Raw genomic sequence first — 15,333 nt, 5'->3', positions numbered from 1 at the left:
ATGTCCTCCTAGCCGCGAACCTTCGTCCAGTTCTGCCCTGGTCCGGCGTCCGGCACACCTTTCCGCGCCGACACGACCGGACCCATGACGGCTCTCACAGACACGTGCGGTCCACGTCGTCCGGCGGACCGCAGGGGTTCATGGTCTCCTCCCCGGACCCCGACGGGCACCCCTGACCGAGGAGACCGCATGCCGACGACCGTGCTGTTCACCGGCTTCCCCGGCTTCCTCGGCACCGCGCTGCTGCCGCGCACGTTGCGCCGCTCCTCCGACGCCGCCGCCGTGGCGCTGGTGCAGGAGCGCTGGCTGGACCGGGCGCGCGCCACGCTGGACCGTCTCGAGGCCGCCGAGCCGGCGATCGCGGGACGCACCCGCCTCGTCGTCGGCGACATCACCCGCCCGGGTCTCGGCCTCGACGACGAGGAGGCCGCGACGCTGCGGTCGGGCCCGCTGGAGATCTTCCACCTCGCCGCCGTCTACGACCTGTCGGTGCCCGCGGAGCTCGCATGGTCGGTCAACGTCGACGGCACGCGCCACGTCGTCGACCTCGCCCGCAGCGCGGGCGAGCTCGTCCGGCTGCAGTACGTCAGCACCTGCTACGTCTCCGGGCGCTACGACGGGATCTTCGCCGAGGACGACCTCGAGCTCGGGCAGGCGTTCTCCAACCACTACGAGCACACCAAGCACGAGGCCGAGCGCATCGTCGCCAAGGCGCGGGACGCCGGCCTGCCGGTGACGATCTACCGGCCCTCGGTCGTGGTCGGCGACAGCCGCACCGGGGAGACCCAGAAGTACGACGGGCCGTACTACGCCCTGCAGCTCATCGCCCGCCAGGGCCGCGTCGCGGTGATGCCCCTGCCCGCCGACCCGGCGCGGGTGCAGTTCAACCTCGTGCCGAGCGACTTCGTCGTCGACGCCATCGCCGCGCTCGCGCCGCACCCCGGGGCGCTGAACCGCACGGTCGCGCTCGCCGCCCCGCGGCCCCCGTCGGTGCTGGAGATGTGCGAGGCGTTCGCGGTCCACACCGGCAAGAAGCTGCGCGTCGTGCCGGTGCCCTCGGCGCTGTCGAAGTTCTCGATCGACCACGTCCCCGGCGTCGGGCGGCTCTTCGCGCTGCCCTCGTCGACGCTGGACTACCTCACCCACCCGACCGTCTACGACGTCACGGCGACCACCGCCCTGCTCGACGAGGTCGGCGTGCGCTGCCCGCCGTTCAGTGAGCACGTCGGCGCGATGGTGGCCTTCCACCGCGAGCACCCGGACGTCGGGAGCGCGGCGATGGTCTGAGATCGGGCGGGTCCTAGACTCGCAGGTGATGGTCGGGCACCGGCGCGTGGCGCTCATCGACTCGGGGTGTGGGCTGCTCGCGACGGCCGGCTGGCTGCGCCACCTGCGCCCTGATCTCGCGCTCGACCTCTACCTCGACCCCGAGGGCATGCCGTGGGGGTCGAAGCCCTCGGACTGGATCGTCGACCGCGTGGTCGGCACCGGCCGGCTGGCGGTCGCCCGCGGCGCCGACGCGATCGTGGTGCCGTGCAACACCGCCTCGGTGACCGCGGTGGTGCCGCTGCGCGCGGCCGTCGAGCCCGAGCGGCCCGTGGTGGTGACCGTCCCCGCGGTCAAGCCCGCCGGGGCGACCGGGCTGCCGTTCGCGGTCTGGGCCACCGAGCGCACCACCGCCAGCGGGTACCAGGCCGACCTCCTCGAGCAGTTCGCGGCGCCCGGCCAGGCCGCGTCGGTCGCCTGCCCCGGGCTGGCGACGGCCGTCGAGCACGCCGACGCCGCGGGGGTGCGGGACGCGATCGCCCTCGCCGCGGCGCGCACCCCGGAGCACTGCCGGTCGGTGGTGCTCGGCTGCACGCACTACCCGCTGGTCGTCGACGACATCCTGGCCGCGCTCCCGCCGGGCACCGGCCTGCACGACAGCTCGCGGGCCGTGGCCGGGCAGGCCCTGCGCCGCCTGGGCCTCCCCGAGGACCCCGCGGCCGGGGCCGCCGAGGTCCGCGTGCACCTCGGCGGCGAGGAGGGCCCGCTGCCGGCGGCCGCGCTCGCCTACCCCATCGGGCGGGCGCTGGCCCGCGGCGGGCGGATCGCCCGGGCCGAGCTCCCGGCCACCGACGAGTCCGGGCGCGGCACGGATCCGGACACCGCGGAGCAGCCGGCGCTGCGCGGGGTGTGAGCGTCCGGCCGAGGACGTGCGCCTCCTCGCCGCCCACCGTGCGCCACGCCCTCGCGGCCGCAGGCCCTAGGCTCGGCCGCGTGATCCCCGCCGAGAACATCCGCGACTGGCGCGGCCGCCCCGTCGTCGACGTCGAGGACGCGAAGATCGGCACGCTGGAGGCCGTCTACGTCGACACCCTCGGCGACGAGGCCGTGTTCGTGACGGTGAAGCTCTCCTCGCTGTTCGGGAAGGCGCGGCTGGTGTTCGCGCCGCTCAAGGGCGCCGTCGTCACCCCCGAGCACCTCAAGGTCGCCTTCGCCCGCGAGCTGGTCCGCGAGGCGCCGGGGATCGACCCCGACGGCGAGCTGCACGCCTCCGACGAGCCCGGCGTGTTCGCGCACTACGGGCTGGCGTACCAGACGGGCTCGCTCGGCGAGCGGCGTCTCGCGCGGCGCTGAGTCACCTCCGTCAGCCACCTCCGTCAGCCATCTCCGTCAGCCACCTCCGTCAGCCCACCGCCGTCGCCGCGCCCACGGCCTCCCGGCGCACGCGGTCGACGTAGGCCTGCGAGCGGTTGTAGGCGAGCACCGCGGCGCGCCAGTCGTCGCCGCGGCGCAGGTCGCGGTCGTCGGCGCACAGGTAGCGCGCGGCGGCCAGGGCGGCGTCGTCGAGGTCGTCGGGGTCGCCGACGCCGTCGCCGTCCCCGTCGGCGCCGTAGAGCGCCCAGGTGGACGGGATGAACTGCAGCGGGCCGACGGCGCGGTCGTAGGTGGTGTCGCCGTCGAGGCGCCCGCCGTCGGAGTCGCGGATCTCCCGGTTGCCGTTCGTGCCGTCCAGCTCGGGGCCCCGGACCGGATCGGCGGGGCGCCCGGCCTCGTTGAGGGCGGTGTTCCCGAAGCGGCCGTGGTTCGACTCGACCCGGCCGAGCCCGGCGAGCGTCACCCACGACAGGCCGCAGTCGGCGAGCTCGTCCCGGGCCGCGGCCTCGGCGCCGGCGTAGGCTACGAGCGCCCGTTCCGGGACGCCGGTCGGGCCCGCGGCGCCACGCGCCCAGCTCGCGCGGGCCGCGGCGTCCGCGGGCACCGGGGCGGCGGCCGGCTGGGCGTAGGCGGGCACGGCGTCGGGGCCGCGCCGCGTGACGGCCACGACGCCCGCGATGCCGGCCCCGACGACGAGGACGAGCACCACGGCCGCCACGAGCAGGTTCTCGAGCCGCCGGCCGTCGACGGTGTCCGTGCGCGGGTCGCTCGGCGGCGTGCTCACCGCCGCGACGCTACGGAAGCCGCCGTCGGCATCCCGTGACGACGTCCGGAGCAACCGCCCGGCGGAGCGACGCGACGTGTCGTCGACACGACACGCGCGTCACCCGCTCGTCCCCGTGCGGCGCGCGCCGGTCACCGACTGGCCCCGATCGGTGCTCCGTCCGGGGCGCCTCGGGCCGGGTTGATCGTGCAGGCTGTCGCCCTCCGTCGGTCGGCGTGGACGGCGGGGCACGGCTCGCGCGAGGGGGTGCCATGGACATTGACGTCCGGCTCCGCATGTTCACGTGGTTCGCCGACGTCTCGGGGGCCGTGGCGGTCAGCCGCATGGGCCCCGAGGAGATCACCCGCGCGCGGGCGCGGCGCCTGAGCCACAACGTGGTCACGTCGCGGGTGTTCGGGCCGATGCCGCGCGGTGTGTTCGTCACCGACCGGGTCGCCCACACCGACGTCGGCCCGCGCCCGGTGCGCCTCTACCGCCCGCCCACGGCGCGCGCGCTGCCGATCGTCGTCAACTTCCACGGCGGCGGGGGCACGCTCGGCAACCTCGACCAGTCCGACTGGCTGTGCGCGCACGTCGCGTCGCGGGTCGGGGCGCTCGTGGTGTCGGTCGACTACCGCCTCGCCCCCGAGCACCCCTACCCCGCCGGGCGCGAGGACGGCTACGCCGCGGTGAGCTGGGCGGCGCGCGAGGCCGCGACCCTCGGCGCGCGGCCCGACCGCCTCGCGGTGATGGGCGACAGCGCCGGCGGCAACCTCGCGGCGGTGGTCTGCCTGCTCGCGCGCGAGTCCGGGCCGGTGATCGACGCGCAGGTCCTGCTCTACCCCGTGCTCGACCTGACCTTCGAGCGCGCCTCGGTCGAGCGCTTCGCGTCCGGGCCGGTGCTCACGCGCGCCGACATGGACGTGTTCCGGGCGCACTACCTCGGCGACGACGGCGACCCGACCGACCCGCTCTGCTCGCCGCTGCTCGCGCCGGACGTGCACGGTCTCCCGCCGGCGCTGGTGGTCACCGCGGGCGTCGACCCGCTGCACGACGACGGCGTCGACTACGCGCACCGCCTCGAGGGGGCCGGTGTGCCGGTGCGGCACACCGACCACCCCCGGGCGGTGCACGGTTTCCTCACCTTCCCCGGCGTGTGCCGGGCGTCGGCGACCGCGCTCGACGACGTGTGCGCCGAGCTCACGGCCCGCCTGCACTGATCACATGTGCAGGCCGCCGTTGACGGAGTAGACCTGCCCGGTGATGTACTCCGACTCGGGGTCGGCGAGGAACTCCACCACGCGCGCGACCTCGTCGGGCTGGCCGAGGCGCTTCATCGGGATGCCCGAGACGATCTTCTCGATCGCCTTCTCTGGCACCGCGGCCACCATGTCGGTCTCGATGTAGCCGGGGGCCACGCAGTTGACGGTGACGCCCTTGCGGGCGCCCTCCTGCGCCATCGACATCGTCATGCCGAACAGCCCCGACTTCGTCGCGGCGTAGTTCACCTGTCCGGCGTTGCCCTGCTCGCCGATCACCGAGCTGATGTTGATGATGCGCCCGCTGCCGCGCTCGGCCATCTGCAGGTAGGCCAGCTGGGCCATGTAGAAGGTCCCCGACAGGTTGACCTGCACCACGCGGTCCCAGTCGTCGACCTCCATCTTGGCCACCATCTTGTCCGCGGTGATGCCGGCGTTGTTCACCAGGACGTCCACCCGCCCGTGGGCCTTGACGACCTCGTCGAACACGCGCTCGCAGTCGCCGCGGTCGCCGATGTTGCCCTGGTGGATGGTGATCTGGTCGGGGAACTCGGCCTTGAGGTTCTCCGCCGAGGTCGGGTCCGACGAGTAGCCGACGCCGACCTTCATCCCGCGGTTGGCGAGCCGCACGCTGATCGCCCGTCCGATACCGCGGGCGCCGCCCGTCACCAGGGCCACCTGTCCGGTCATGTCTCCCATGCGTGCTCCCTACGCTCGATGGTCCGCGTCGCGATGCCCTGTACCCGAACGGTGGCCGGGGCCACACGGTCCGCGGGCCCATCGAAGTCGGGTTCCCCCGCGACCGGAAGTCCGAGCCCTCCCCTACCCGTGGGTAGCCGCCGTTGCGAAACATCCCAAGCGGCCCGTACGGTCCATGCAGCACCCAACGCCGGGTGCGATCGAGCGCCCGGACCGGGCGCGAGGAGGTGTGCCATGACGGCCCCCGCCGACGAGCACGTCGAGACCGACCAGCCCCTGGACCGCGACCCCACCGCTGTCCAGACCGAGGCCCCCTCACCCGATCCGGCCGCGTACCTGCGCGGCTACCACGCCACCGCCGCCGTCCGCGGCGCCGCCGAGATGACCAAGGGTGCGGGCTACGTGCTGCGCCGGGCCCTGGAGCAGTCGGTGACGCCCGGCCGCAACACTCGCGACGCCCAGCGCTGGTGGCGGCACGTGTTCACCCGCCGCCGCCCGCAGTGGCACAACGAGCACGAGATCGTCTTCGAGACCCCGATCGCGCGCCTGCGGGACTTCTCCCAGGGCTCGACGGACGACGTGGTCCCGACGCTCGTGCTCCCGCCGCAGGCCGGGCACGACTCGTGCATCGTCGACTTCCAGCCGCGCCAGTCGCAGATGATGGTGATCCGCGAGGCCGGTCTGACGCGGGCGTTCACGCTCGACTGGGTCGGCGCCACCAAGGCGACCTCGGGCACGACGATCTCCGACTACATCGCCGTCGTCGACCGTGCCGTCGAGCACTGCGGCGGGGAGGTCAACCTGGTGGGCGACTGCCAGGGGGGATGGCTCGCGACGATCTACGCGGCGATCCACCCGGAGAAGGTCAACACGCTGACCCTGGCCGGCGCGCCGATCGACTTCCACGCCGGCGAGACGCCGATCGGCGCCTCCTCGCGGGTGATGACCCAGCGCTTCGGGCAGCTGCCCTACCGCGCCATGGTCGCCGCGGGCGGCGGGAACATGCCGGGCTCCTTCGTCCTCGGCGGCTTCATCGCGATCCGCCCCGAGGCCGAGATCGCCAAGCACGTCGACCTGCTGCGCAACCTCGACGACCCCGAGGCCATCGCGCGCTACGAGGCGTTCGAGGACTGGTTCAAGCACACGCAGGACGTGCCCGGCACGTTCTACCTCTGGCTGGTCGAGCACCTCTTCGCCGGCAACGAGCTGATCAACGGCGAGCTCGAGGTCGACGGGCGGCGCGTGGACATGCGCGCCATCCGGTGCCCGCTGTTCCTGCTGGGCGGGGCCACCGACCACATCACCCCGCCCGTGCAGGTGTTCGCCGCCGCCGACCACGTGTCGACCCCGGCGGACCAGGTCACGCGGCGCACCGCGCCCGGCGGGCACCTGGGGCTGTTCATGGGCAACCAGGCCCTGCGCCACGAGTGGCCGCCGCTCATGACCGCGGTCGCGGAGCACTCGCGTCGCGGGTGAGCGATCGACCTGGACCGATCCCGCTCTCCGTGGGTGATCGTCCGCCCGCGGGCCTGGGTATCGACCCCGGCCCGCGGGTACGTTCAGATGTCCGGCCCTCCGTGAGGAGGGCAACACGCCCCGTCACCACCGCGGTGACCGGCCGTCCCGGCTGACCGTCGCGCCACCCCTCGACCCGAGAGGACCCATCGCATGCCCGGCTCCGTCATCGTCTCCGGCAAGCGCACCCCCATCGGCAAGCTCTCCGGCGCGTTCGCCGGCATGACGGCCGGCGACCTGGGCACCGCGGCGATCAAGGCGGCGCTCGAGGCCGCCGGGATCAGCGGGGAGCAGGTCGAGTACGTGGTCATGGGCCAGGTGGTCCAGGCCGGCAACGGCCAGAACCCGGCCCGCAAGGCGTCGACCGACGCCGGCATCCCGATGTCGACGCCGTCGTTCACCCTCAACAAGGTCTGCCTGTCGGGGCTCGACGCCGTCGCGCTCGCCGACCAGATGATCCAGGCCGGCGAGTACGACATCGTCGTCGCCGGCGGCATGGAGTCGATGACCGGCGGGCCGCACATGCTCCCGAAGGCCCGTTCGGGCTACAAGTACGGCGCCGGCTCGCTGATCGACGCCACCGAGCACGACGGCCTCACCGACGTCTACGACCACGAGTCGATGGGCGCCTCCACCGAGCGCTTCGCCTCGTCGATCGGCCTGTCGCGCGAGGAGATGGACGAGGTCGCGGCCGCGTCCCACCAGCGCGCCGCCGACGCCGCGAAGAACGGCCGCTTCGAGGCCGAGATCGCCCCGGTGCAGGTCCCGCAGCGCAAGGGCGACCCGATCTCGGTCACCGAGGACGAGGGCGTCCGCGGCGACACCACCGCGGAGGGCCTGGGGAAGCTGCGCCCGGCGTTCGCCAAGGAGGGCGCGATCACGGCGGGCAGCTCGTCGCAGGTCTCCGACGGCGCCTCGGCCACCGTCGTCATGTCGGCGAAGAAGGCCCAGGAGCTGGGCCTCACGCCGCTGTGCGAGATCCGCAACCACGGCTGGGTCGCCGGCCCGGACAACTCGCTGCTCTCGCAGCCGTCCAACGCCGCCTTCAAGGCCCTGCGCCGTGAGGGCATCGACCCCTCGGACGTCTCGCTGTGGGAGATCAACGAGGCGTTCGCGGCCGTCGCGATCCAGTCGGCCCGCGAGCTCGGCCTGAGCTCCGACCAGGTCAACACCGACGGCGGCGCCATCGCGCTCGGCCACCCCATCGGGGCCACCGGCAACCGCCTCGCGGTCCACTGCGCCCACGAGCTCCGGCGCCGCGGCGGCGGCTACGCGGTCGCCAGCCTCTGCGGCGGCGGCGGTCAGGGCTCGGCCCTGATCTTCCACGCCTGAGTCCACGCACCAGCGCGACGCGGCGGTCACCCCCGGCGGGGTGGCCGCCGCGTCGTCGTGCCACGGGACGGAACCGCCGCGGACGCGCGTGCGTCGAACACGGGGACGGGGCCGCGTCCGGTGGGAGGACCCGGGCGCGGTCCCGTCCGACCGCGATCACATGAATGATCATGCCGGCGGCGGTGACCATGCTCGGGTGTGCATGCCAAGGTGGTCGTCCGGGCACAGGTGACCGGGAGCACACCCTCAAGACACGGAGGCCAGCACATGCCGCAGGAGGTCCGGGGCGTCGTGTCCCGGGAGAAGGGCAAGCCGGTGACGGTCGAGACGATCGTCATCCCCGATCCGGGTCCGGGTGAGGCCGTGGTGAAGGTCCAGGCCTGCGGGGTCTGCCACACCGACCTGCACTACCGCGAGGGCAACATCGAGGACGCCTACCCGTTCCTGCTCGGCCACGAGGCCGCGGGCGTGGTGGAGTCGCTCGGTGAGGGCGTCACGGGTCTCGAGGTCGGCGACTACGTCATCCTCAACTGGCGCGCCGTCTGCGGGGTCTGTCGCGCGTGCCGCAAGGGCAAGCACCACCTGTGCTTCGACACCCACAACGCCGCCCAGGCGATGACGCTCAAGGACACCGGCGAGGAGCTCAAGCCGGCGCTGGGCATCGGGGCGTTCGCGGAGAAGACGCTGGTGCACTCGGGTCAGTGCACGAAGGTCAACCCCGACATCGATCCGGCGCAGGCCGGGCTCATCGGCTGCGGGATCATGGCCGGCGCGGGGGCCGCGATCAACACCGGCGAGGTGAAGCGCGGCGAGACCGTGGCCGTCATCGGCTGCGGCGGCGTGGGTGACGCGGCGATCGCGGGGGCGGCGCTGGCCGGCGCCACGACGATCATCGCGGTCGACACCGAGGACCGGAAGCTCGAGTGGGCCAAGGGCTTCGGCGCGACCCACACGATCAACGCGAAGAACTCCGACCCGGTGCAGGGCATCCGCGACCTCACCGGCGGCTTCGGCGCCGACGTGGTCGTCGACGCGGTCGGCATCCCCGCCACCTGGAAGCAGGCCTTCGAGGCCCGCGACCTCGCGGGCCGGCTCGTCCTGGTCGGCGTACCGTCGCCGGACATGACGCTCGAGGCCGACTTCCAGCCGTTCTTCTCCCACGGCGGGTCGCTGCGGGCGTCCTGGTACGGCGACTGCCTGCCCAGCCGCGACTTCCCGATGCTCGTCGACCTCGCGCTGCAGGGCCGGTTCCCGCTCGACAAGTTCGTCACCGAGCGGATCTCGCTCGACGACGTCGAGCAGTCCTTCGAGAAGATGCATCACGGCGACGTGCTGCGTTCGGTGGTGATCCTGTGACGGCCGAGAAGATCGGCAACGGCGTCGAGCACCTCACGACGTCGGGCAAGTTCGAGATCGACGGCAACTCCTTCGACGTCGACAACAACGTCTGGATCATCGGCGACTCGTCCGAGGTCGTCCTGCTGGACGCCCCGCACGACGCCGAGGCGATCAAGTCCGCGGTCGGCGACCGCAACGTGGTGGCCATCCTGTGCACCCACTCGCACAACGACCACGTCAACGCCGCCCCGGCGATCGCGGCCGCCTTCGACGCGCCGATCCTGCTCAACCCGGACGACCGGGTGATCTGGAACATGACCTACCCGGACCGCGAGCCGGACGGCGAGATCCTGGACGGCGAGACGTTCACGATCGCCGGGATCGACCTGCGGGCGATCCACACGCCGGGCCACTCCCCCGGGTCGACCGTGTTCTACGCGCCGGACATCCAGACGCTGTTCTCCGGCGACACCCTGTTCAACGGAGGACCGGGCGCCACGGGGCCGTCGTACTCCGACTTCAACGTGATCATCGAGCAGCTGGCCCAGAAGGTCTTCACGCTGCCCGGCGACACCATCGTGCGCACCGGCCACGGTGACACGACGAAGGTCGGCGACGAGGCCGCGCGTCTCGAGGAGTACCGCGAGCGGGGCTACTGAGCCCGGACGACGCAGCGTTGGAGCGAGCACGCCGACGGGGGAGCTCGACCATCGGCTCCGGCACGTACGCCGACGACGAGTACCCGGCCGACCCCTACCCCGGGGTCGCGCCGGGTTTCTCGTTCGTGCACCTGGACGCGGCGAGCCGTCGGCTCGAGCCGTCCGACCACGCCGCCGCCGGCTGGACGGTCGACGGCGATGGTCTCTCCGGGCGCGACCTCGACCGCTGGCTCGCCGACCGCGGGGCCGCGCCGATGACCGCCCGGGTGCCGGTGCTCGCGTTCGGGTCCAACCGCTGCCCGGGCAAGCTCACGTGGCTGCGCGAGCACCTCGGGCTAGGCGGGCCGGTCGTGGTGCTGCGGGCGCGGGTCGAGGGGCTCGCGGCCGTGTGGGCGGCCGGGCTGCGCGCGCGGGACGGGGCCCGGCCGGCGACGCTGGCGGTGGCGCCGGGCGCGGTCGAGACCCACGCGGTGTGGATGGCGACCCCCGACCAGGTCGCCGTCCTCGACCGGTGCGAGGGACGCGGCGAGCGCTACGACCTGGTGCGGCTGCGCACCGCGGGAGACGCAGCGGAGCGGAGCTCGACCACGGATGTCCGCGTGGTCACCGAGGACGGGGCGCGCCTCGACGGCGTCTGGACCTACTGGGCGGGCGACCTGGGGACACGCAGCAGACAGGGGAGCACGCCGATAGGGGAGCTGGACCCGTCGGAGTCGCGCGCGCCGCTGCTCGTCGACGGCGCGCCGGTGCCCGTCGCCGCGCTCGACCAGGCCGCCGCGCGGGACCTCTCCGGCGCGCCGGCGCCCCCGACCCCGGACGTCGTGCGCGTCGAGCACGGCGCCCCCGACCCGGCGTCGTGGCCGGACCGCGTGTTCGTCTACGGCACCCTGCTCCCCGGCCGGAGCGCGTGGTCGCTGATGGCCCCGCACGTCACCGGGGAGCCCCGCGAGGCGTGGCTGCCGGGGCGGGTGCACGACACGGGCCGCGGCTACCCCGCCCTGGTCCGCGGCGGGCCGGGGCGGGCCCGCGGCGCGGTGCTGACGCTCGCCGACCCGCCCGGGGCGCTGCCGCGCCTCGACGCGTACGAGGGGCCCGACTACCGCCGCCAGCGCGCCGTCGCGCACACGGCCGACGGCCCGGTGCCGACCTGGGTGTGGACCTGGCGCGGACCGGTGCACGGCGCGCCGCTGACGGCCCCCTGGCCGCCTACGAGCGGCTCCGGACGCTGACGTAGACCGGGGTCGGCGTCACGGGCGTCACGGGCGTCACGGGGCCCACCGGTGCGGCGGGCACTGGGGCGGCGGGCACCGGGGCGGCCGGGGTGGCCTGCGCCGGCTCCTCGGCGCGCCGCCGGGCCGAGCGCCCGAGCGCGAGCAGCGCCAGGCCCACGAGGAACGCCACCCCCGCCAGCACGAGCACGCCCAGGGCCACGAGCTGCGGCACGCCGTGCAGCCGCGGGACGCCGGGCACGGCGAGCGGCACGGCGCCCATCAGGAGGATCACCGTCACCGCCGACACCACGAGCACCCGCACGTCACGACCCCCCACTCCGTGGATCACCACTGTCCACCGGATCTCGCGTCCGCCGCCAGGCCCCGTTACGACCATCGAGGTCACGATGCGGTCCCGGTCCCCCGACCGGGCTGCGTTGGACGGCTGCTGGTGGCTCCGACATCCTGATCACCGTCTCGCGGACGGGAGAGCGATGCTCGAGATCGACGGGATCTCCAAACGATTCGGGTCCACGGTCGCCCTGGACGGCATGACCTTCACCGTGCGCCCCGGCGAGCTCTACGGGTTCGTCGGCGCCAACGGTGCCGGCAAGACGACGACGATGCGGATCGCGCTCGGCGTGCTCGCCGCCGACGCGGGCGAGGTCCGGCTGGAGGGACGGGCGCTCGACGCGGCGTCGCGGCGGCGGATCGGCTACATGCCCGAGGAGCGCGGGCTCTACCCGCGCATGGCCGTCGGCACCCAGCTGCGCTACCTCGCCGAGCTGCGCGGGCGGTCGGCCGCGCAGGCCCGCGAGGCCGCCGACCGCTGGACCGAGCGGCTCGGGCTGGCCGAGCGCCGGGCCGACGAGGTCCAGCGCCTGAGCCTGGGCAACCAGCAGCGCGTCCAGCTCGCCGCCGCGCTCGTCGCCGAGCCGGACGTCCTGGTGCTCGACGAGCCGTTCTCCGGCCTCGACCCGGTGGCGGTCGACGTCATGAGCGAGGTCCTGCGCGAGCGCCGCGACGCGGGCGCGCCGGTGGTCTTCTCCTCGCACCAGCTCGAGCTCGTCGAGCGGCTCTGCGACCGGGTCGGGATCGTGCGCGCGGGCCGCCTCGTCGCCGAGGGCGCGGTGGCGCAGCTGCGCGACGCGTCGGCGGTCGAGGTCGTCGTCGACGCCCCGCACGCGCCGCCGGGGTGGGCCGACGGCGTGCCCGGCGTCGCGCGCACCCGCGACGCGGACGGCGGGACGGTGCTGACCCTCGCCGACGCCTCCGAGGCCACGCTCGGCGGCGTGCTCGACGCCGCCCGCGCCACCGGCCCGGTCCACGAGTTCCGGCGCCGCCGCCCGACGCTCGCCGAGATCTACCGTGACGCCGTGGCCGACCACGGCTCCGAGGTCGCGGCGTGACCGGGGCCCTGCGCCCGGTCCTGCTCATCGCCCGGCGGGAGTTCGCCTCCCGGGTGCGGGGGCGGGCGTTCGTCGTCGGCACCCTCGTCGTGCTGGTGCTGCTCGGGGTCTACGCGGCGGTCATCGCCACGATCGCGTCCGGCGACGACACCGCCCGCGTCGGCGTGACCGGTCCCGCCGTCGCCCTCGCCGGTCCCCTGGAGCGCGCCGCGCCCACCGAGGGCCTCACGCTCACCGTCGTGCCCCAGCCCGACGTCGCCACCGGCGAGGCGGCGGTCCGGGCCGGCGACCTCGACGCGCTGGTGGGCGGGGAGCCGGCGCGGCCCCGGGTCGTCGTCGCCTCGGAGCCCGACGCCGATCTGGAGCGGGTGATCGTCGATGCGACGACCACCGTGGCCCGCGACGGCTTCCTCGTCGCGCGCGGGGTCGACCCGGCGGCGCTGGACGCGGCGCTCGCCGAGTCGGGCCCGGTCGTGGTGTCGCTCGAGCCCCCGGACCCGCAGGCGGGCCGGCGGCTGGGCCTCGGGCTCGCCGGGGCGTTCCTGCTGTTCTTCTCCATCCAGACCTACGGCGCGATGGTCGCCCAGGGCGTCGTCGAGGAGAAGGCGAGCCGGGTGGTCGAGATCGTGCTGTCGTCGGTGCGGCCGTGGCAGCTGCTGCTCGGCAAGGTGCTCGGCCTCGGGGCGGTGGGGCTGCTGCAGTTGGTCGTGCTCGGCGGGGCCGGTCTCGCCGTGGCGGGCGCGGCGGGGGTGCTGGCCCCGGGCCCCGGGCTCGTGTCGACGCTGGTGTCGGTGGTGGTCTGGTACCTGCTGGGGTTCGCGCTGTACGCGACGGTGTTCGCCGCCGCCGGGTCGCTGGTGTCCCGGCAGGAGGACACGCAGAGCGTCCTGTCGCCGATCACGATCACCGTGCTGCTCGGCTTCGTCGTCGGCTTCAACCTGCTGACCTCCGACCCGCGTGGCACCGCGATCACCGTGATCTCGCTGCTGCCGCCGTTCAGCCCGCTGTTCATGCCCGCCCGGATCGCGCTGGGCGTCGCGCCGGTCGGCCAGGTCGTGCTCGCGTTCGTGCTGACGATCGCGTTCACAGCCGTCGTGCTCGCCCTCGGCGGGCGCATCTACGCGAACTCGGTGCTGCGCACCGGCGCCCGCGTCTCCCTGCGCGAGGCCCTGGGGCGCGGGCGGGGCTGACGGTCCGGGGACCGGGACGGGCGGTCGCCACGCGCTGCGCGACCCGGCGCCCCCCGGTCCGCATGGTGGCCGAGATCGTTTCCCCCTCGCCTTTACCTCCCGGTGGTGCAACGATCCCGCGATGCTCCCACGTTCAGGGCGGGTGGTCGGCGCGACCATCGCCGTGCTCGCGTTCGTCCTCGCCGGCTGCGGTGGCCTCTCCGGCTCCGGTCAGCCCCAGGCCCAGGGCGGCAGCCTCGCCGCCAGCGGAATCAACCTCGCCGGCCAGACCTACACGGTCGGCGGCCAGGAGTTCGACGAGCAGCTGCTGCTCTGCAAGATGAGCGTGGCCGCCCTGCAGTCCGTCGGTGCGGCCGTCAACGACCGGTGCAACATCACCGGCTCCGCCGCCGCCCGCCAGGCCCTGCTGTCCGGCGAGATCGACATGGGCTGGTCGTACACCGGCACCGGGTGGATCACGAACCTCGGCAACACCACGCCGATCCCCGACTCCCAGCAGCAGTACGTCGCCGTGCGCGACCAGGATCTGCAGCGCAACCAGATCGTCTGGACCAACCCGACGCCGTTCAACAACACCTACGCGATCGCGACGACGCGGGCGTTCGCCGACGCGAACAACCTGCGCACCACCACCGACTGGGCGAACTTCATCAACAGCGGCAACCCGCAGGCCACCACCTGCGTCGAGGCCGAGTTCGCCAGCCGCAACGACGGCCTGCCGAACCTGCTCAAGACCTACGGCGTGACCGTCCCCTACGACGCCCCGCCGGCGCTGACCGTGCTGGACACCGGCGCCATCTACCAGGCCACGGCCAACGGCAACCCCTGCAAGTTCGGCGAGGTGTTCACCACCGACGGCCGCATCCCGGCGCTGAATCTGGTGTCGCTGGCCGACGACAAGAACTTCTTCCCGAAGTACAACGCGTCGAACACGATCCGCAAGCAGGTCGTCGACCGGAACCCGGCCGTCGTCCAGGTCTTCGACCAGATCTCGCCGCGCCTGACCGACGACGTCATGCTCCAGCTCAACGGGCAGATCTCGTCGCAGGGCCGCGACGCCGGACAGGTCGCCAACGAGTTCCTCCAGCAGCAGGGCTTCATCGGCTGATCAGCCACCGCCTTTGAGGAGACCGAAGGGCCCCGTCGTTCGATCGAGTCGAGCGACGGGGCCCTTCGGTCGTTCACGGGAAGCCGCCGGGGTTCCGGCGAAGGGCGCCCCTCGCTCATCGATGCGATCGGAGGTGCCCTTCGCTCCGGCCGGGCGCTGTGAAGAGAATTGACCGCAGCTGACCTATGCGACCTTGTCGAGGGTGACTCG

At 73.9% G+C, this 15,333-nt stretch carries 15 protein-coding genes; 12 read left to right on the top strand and 3 right to left on the bottom strand.

What is annotated here, in order from left to right; genetic code table 11:
* The first annotated feature begins 189 nt into the window (after positions 1–189).
* The 3 genes from PHK61_RS27925 (at position 190) to PHK61_RS27915 (ending at position 2,619) form a co-directional block, all read left to right on the top strand.
* Complete coding sequence (locus tag PHK61_RS27925; protein ID WP_274284301.1) at positions 190–1,287, top strand: SDR family oxidoreductase; 1,098 nt, start codon at positions 190–192, stop codon at positions 1,285–1,287.
* Between the two features lie 28 nt (positions 1,288–1,315).
* Positions 1,316–2,179 (top strand): glutamate racemase, encoded by an 864-nt coding sequence (locus PHK61_RS27920; RefSeq protein WP_274284300.1) that lies wholly within the window; start codon positions 1,316–1,318, stop codon positions 2,177–2,179.
* An 80-nt stretch (positions 2,180–2,259) separates the two neighbouring features.
* Positions 2,260–2,619: a PRC-barrel domain-containing protein gene (locus PHK61_RS27915; RefSeq protein WP_274284299.1), complete on the top strand. Its 360-nt coding sequence runs from the start codon at positions 2,260–2,262 to the stop codon at positions 2,617–2,619.
* Positions 2,620–2,668: 49 nt separating this feature from the next.
* On the opposite strand, the gene PHK61_RS27910 is transcribed toward PHK61_RS27915, so the two are convergent.
* Positions 2,669–3,424, bottom strand: coding sequence for a lytic murein transglycosylase (locus PHK61_RS27910; protein WP_274284298.1), 756 nt, complete (start codon positions 3,422–3,424; stop codon positions 2,669–2,671).
* 251 nt (positions 3,425–3,675) lie between these two features.
* Here PHK61_RS27910 and PHK61_RS27905 point away from each other — a divergent pair, with 251 nt between their 5' ends.
* Entirely contained in the window at positions 3,676–4,623 is a 948-nt protein-coding gene (locus PHK61_RS27905) for an alpha/beta hydrolase (protein WP_274284297.1), read from the top strand.
* Here the strand turns inward: PHK61_RS27905 and PHK61_RS27900 are convergent, their stop codons facing one another.
* Complete coding sequence (locus PHK61_RS27900; RefSeq protein ID WP_274284296.1) at positions 4,624–5,352, bottom strand: beta-ketoacyl-ACP reductase; 729 nt, start codon at positions 5,350–5,352, stop codon at positions 4,624–4,626.
* 243 nt (positions 5,353–5,595) lie between these two features.
* On the opposite strand from PHK61_RS27900, the gene PHK61_RS27895 reads away from it, so the two are divergent.
* The 5 genes from PHK61_RS27895 to PHK61_RS27875 all read left to right on the top strand — a co-directional run bounded on the left by PHK61_RS27895 (position 5,596) and on the right by PHK61_RS27875 (position 11,434).
* Positions 5,596–6,837 carry an alpha/beta fold hydrolase gene (locus tag PHK61_RS27895; RefSeq protein WP_274284295.1) on the top strand — a complete coding sequence of 414 codons (1,242 nt, stop codon included), beginning with the start codon at positions 5,596–5,598 and terminating at the stop codon, positions 6,835–6,837.
* 192 nt (positions 6,838–7,029) lie between these two features.
* The gene (locus tag PHK61_RS27890) at positions 7,030–8,208 is read left to right on the top strand and encodes an acetyl-CoA C-acetyltransferase (RefSeq protein ID WP_274284294.1); all 1,179 of its coding nucleotides are present in this window, start codon (positions 7,030–7,032) and stop codon (positions 8,206–8,208) included.
* A gap of 267 nt (positions 8,209–8,475) precedes the next feature.
* Entirely contained in the window at positions 8,476–9,564 is a 1,089-nt protein-coding gene (locus PHK61_RS27885; protein WP_274284293.1) for an S-(hydroxymethyl)mycothiol dehydrogenase, read from the top strand.
* Positions 9,561–10,205: an MBL fold metallo-hydrolase gene (locus PHK61_RS27880; RefSeq protein WP_420791450.1), complete on the top strand. Its 645-nt coding sequence runs from the start codon at positions 9,561–9,563 to the stop codon at positions 10,203–10,205. Before PHK61_RS27885 ends, PHK61_RS27880 begins: the two co-directional genes overlap by 4 nt.
* Before the next feature lie 17 nt (positions 10,206–10,222).
* Entirely contained in the window at positions 10,223–11,434 is a 1,212-nt protein-coding gene (locus tag PHK61_RS27875) for a gamma-glutamylcyclotransferase family protein (protein WP_274284292.1), read from the top strand.
* Here the strand turns inward: PHK61_RS27875 and PHK61_RS27870 are convergent.
* On the bottom strand, positions 11,412–11,738 hold the full coding sequence (locus tag PHK61_RS27870) for a hypothetical protein (RefSeq protein WP_274284291.1): 327 nt from the start codon (positions 11,736–11,738) through the stop codon (positions 11,412–11,414). The two genes, PHK61_RS27875 and PHK61_RS27870, sit on opposite strands and share 23 nt — an antisense overlap.
* A gap of 172 nt (positions 11,739–11,910) precedes the next feature.
* On the opposite strand from PHK61_RS27870, the gene PHK61_RS27865 reads away from it, so the two are divergent.
* From PHK61_RS27865 to PHK61_RS27855, 3 genes are all read left to right on the top strand, one after another.
* Complete coding sequence (locus PHK61_RS27865; protein ID WP_274284290.1) at positions 11,911–12,825, top strand: ABC transporter ATP-binding protein; 915 nt, start codon at positions 11,911–11,913, stop codon at positions 12,823–12,825.
* Entirely contained in the window at positions 12,822–14,015 is a 1,194-nt protein-coding gene (locus PHK61_RS27860) for an ABC transporter permease (RefSeq protein WP_274284289.1), read from the top strand. The genes PHK61_RS27865 and PHK61_RS27860 overlap by 4 nt, the downstream gene beginning before the upstream one ends.
* A 121-nt stretch (positions 14,016–14,136) precedes the next feature.
* Positions 14,137–15,123 carry a glycine betaine ABC transporter substrate-binding protein gene (locus PHK61_RS27855; protein WP_274284288.1) on the top strand — a complete coding sequence of 329 codons (987 nt, stop codon included), beginning with the start codon at positions 14,137–14,139 and terminating at the stop codon, positions 15,121–15,123.
* Positions 15,124–15,333: the final 210 nt, after the last annotated feature.

Origin of the sequence: Actinomycetospora lutea (assembly GCF_028737205.1) — a bacterium.
In the GTDB taxonomy this organism is placed as follows: Bacteria; Actinomycetota; Actinomycetes; order Mycobacteriales; family Pseudonocardiaceae; genus Actinomycetospora; species Actinomycetospora lutea.
The sequence above is the reverse complement of the archived record's forward strand: the minus strand, read 5'-3'. Positions and strand labels throughout refer to the sequence as shown.

What these genes read in the sequence shown, in the direction of transcription:
- PHK61_RS27895 (WP_274284295.1), top strand. Translation starts at nt 5,596, where the DNA reads ATGACGGCCCCCGCCGACGAGCACGTCGAGACCGACCAGCCCCTGGAC.
- PHK61_RS27905 (WP_274284297.1), top strand. Translation starts at nt 3,676, where the DNA reads ATGGACATTGACGTCCGGCTCCGCATGTTCACGTGGTTCGCCGACGTC.
- PHK61_RS27920 (WP_274284300.1), top strand. Translation starts at nt 1,316, where the DNA reads ATGGTCGGGCACCGGCGCGTGGCGCTCATCGACTCGGGGTGTGGGCTG.
- PHK61_RS27885 (WP_274284293.1), top strand. Translation starts at nt 8,476, where the DNA reads ATGCCGCAGGAGGTCCGGGGCGTCGTGTCCCGGGAGAAGGGCAAGCCG.
- PHK61_RS27855 (WP_274284288.1), top strand. Translation starts at nt 14,137, where the DNA reads ATGCTCCCACGTTCAGGGCGGGTGGTCGGCGCGACCATCGCCGTGCTC.
- PHK61_RS27925 (WP_274284301.1), top strand. Translation starts at nt 190, where the DNA reads ATGCCGACGACCGTGCTGTTCACCGGCTTCCCCGGCTTCCTCGGCACC.
- PHK61_RS27890 (WP_274284294.1), top strand. Translation starts at nt 7,030, where the DNA reads ATGCCCGGCTCCGTCATCGTCTCCGGCAAGCGCACCCCCATCGGCAAG.
- PHK61_RS27900 (WP_274284296.1), bottom strand. Translation starts at nt 5,352, where the DNA reads ATGACCGGACAGGTGGCCCTGGTGACGGGCGGCGCCCGCGGTATCGGA.
- PHK61_RS27865 (WP_274284290.1), top strand. Translation starts at nt 11,911, where the DNA reads ATGCTCGAGATCGACGGGATCTCCAAACGATTCGGGTCCACGGTCGCC.